Genomic DNA, 2,289 nt, shown 5'->3' on the forward strand with positions numbered 1-2,289 from the left:
CCCCCTGGGCACGCGGCCCCTGTGCTGGAGCTCCAACCCCTGGCCACCCTCACCCAAGGGCTGGCTGGCCAGCCCCAAACCCCAGCCAAAGCCAGCGCCATCACCCCAGCGCAGACCCTGGTGCACGCCCTGAACACGGCCTTGAGCGATGGGCGCGATCCAGGGCCGGCCTGTGAAGCAGCTGGCGGCACAGCGAACCATGCCGAGGCTAAGGCCGAGAGCGATGCCGAGTCCAATACCGATACCGATACCAATGCCCAGACCAGCGCCGCGCAGCTCACCCGCTACGCCTGGGAGCAAGGCTGGGCGGAAATCGCCATGCTGGCCCACCTCATTGAGCGCATCACCCAGCGTGCGCCCACGCCGTGGCCCGCCGCGCTGCGCACCACCTGCCAGCACGGCACCACCGAAATCGAGCGCTTGCTGCACCAACTGGCCCAAGGCCACACCCGCCGCGCCCAAGCCCAGATCGTGCAGGCTTTGGAACACGCCGTGCAGCAGTTACCCGCCCCCGCCGCCGTACACGAAAGCGCAGAAGCATCAGAAGCAGAAGCTGCTACCGCTGAAAATACAGCAGATAAAGAAGAAAACAATCAAAATCCTATAGAAGAAGAGCGCAACCAGCTACAAACTTTGCACTTCAGCGTTTTAGAAGAAGAAATGCAAGCCCAGTGGCCCCAGCTGCAAGCCGCCCTGCACAGCTGGCCCCCAGGCAGCGCCTGCCCCCCGGCGCTGCTGCGGGCCTTGCACACCTTAAAAGGCAGCGCCCGCCTGGCCGGTGCCGCCGCCTGGGCACGGCAAGTGCATGCCCTGGAAACCCTGGCCTTTGCCCCCCACAGCAGCCCCGAGGCCCTGGCCGAACCCATTGAAGCGCTGCGCCTGGGCTTTGCCGCCTTGCAGCAAGAAATGGCCTTGCACGCGCCGCAAGCGCCCAGCCAGCAACAACCGCTGGAGACCCTGCAGCGCCACACCCAAGCGCTGTGGATCAGCCACACCCAAGCCCAGGAAGCCACCGCACAAAGCCAAAGCGCCATCACAGAAATGGCCGCCAGCCTGCAGCGCCTGCACACGCTGGTGCAAGACTGCAAAGTCTGGGCCAACACCTTGATGGTGTATGGCGATATGGAGCTGTCCTACGAATGGCACAGCGAGCTGCAAGACCTGCTGGCCGGCCTGCTGAGCGCCACTGACGACCTGGGCACCGTGCAACAACAACTGCAGCACCACCACCAGGAAAGCACCCACGCCCTGGCCACCCAAACCGGCTACCTGCAAGGCCTGCAGCACAGCCTGCTCTACGCCAGCCTGCAGCCCTTGGGGCATATTCAAGAGCGCCTGGCCGAATGCCTGCGCCTGGCGGAACACGACTGCCAGCGGCAAGCCGATCTGCACCTAGAGGGCGAGGCCATCTTGCTGGAAAAAACCACCCTGCAAGCCCTGGCCCCGGCCTTGGAGCACCTGCTGCGCAACAGCCTGGCCCACGGCATCGAAACCCCCGCCCAGCGCCGCGCCGCTGGCAAGCCCGCCCATGGGCAAATCACCCTGGCGCTGCGCGAAGCCAATGGCCAGCACATCCTCACCCTGAGTGACGACGGCGCGGGCCTGGACCTGGATGCCATTGGCCGCCAAGCCGCCCGCCTGGGCCTGTGGCAGGGTGCTGAGCCCCCCACGGCCGAGCAAGCGGCGCAGCTCATCGTCCACCCCCAGCTGTCCACCGCCGCAGCCCTGAGCGAAACGGCCGGGCGCGGCATCGGCATGGATGCGGTGCAGGCCCAAATTCAGGCCCTGGGCGGCCAGCTGCACATTGCCAGCCGCACCGGCCAGGGCTGCACCACCACCATCACCCTGCCTGCGCCCCCGGCGGTGCTGCCCATCCAGGTGCTGCGCGCTGGCAGCTGGCAAGTGGCCCTGCCCAGCCAGTGGATTGAGGGCGTGCTGCGCATCCCCCTGAGCCTGGCCGAAGAGGGCCTGCAGCGCGGCATGCTGCACGGCGACCCCCGCGGGCCGCTGCCCCTGTTTTGGGCCGGGGCGCTGTGGCAGCAATCGGCCTGCAGCCAGTTGCCCCCGCTCGATGGCCATGTCCACATCCTCATCGTGCGCAGCCCCACCCAGCGCTGGGGCCTGTGGGTCGATAGCCTGCAGCCCACGCAAGAAGTGCTGCTGCAGCCGCCCACCGGGCTGGCCACCCCGATTGCCGGCCTCTTGGGCACCGCCAGCCTGCCCAGTGGCCAAGTGGTGCCAGTGTATGAACCCGCCCCCGTCATCGCCGCCCACGAAAACCGCCAGCAC

Annotated in this window: 1 protein-coding gene; it reads left to right on the top strand. The window is 67.4% G+C overall.

Translation table 11 applies throughout. The features are described from left to right. The coding region (locus J1777_RS14170; protein ID WP_207576315.1) for a chemotaxis protein CheA at positions 1–2,289 on the top strand (2,289 nt) is incomplete at both ends.

The organism is Comamonas denitrificans (genome assembly GCF_017368815.1).
Taxonomy (GTDB): domain Bacteria; phylum Pseudomonadota; class Gammaproteobacteria; order Burkholderiales; family Burkholderiaceae_C; genus Comamonas; species Comamonas denitrificans.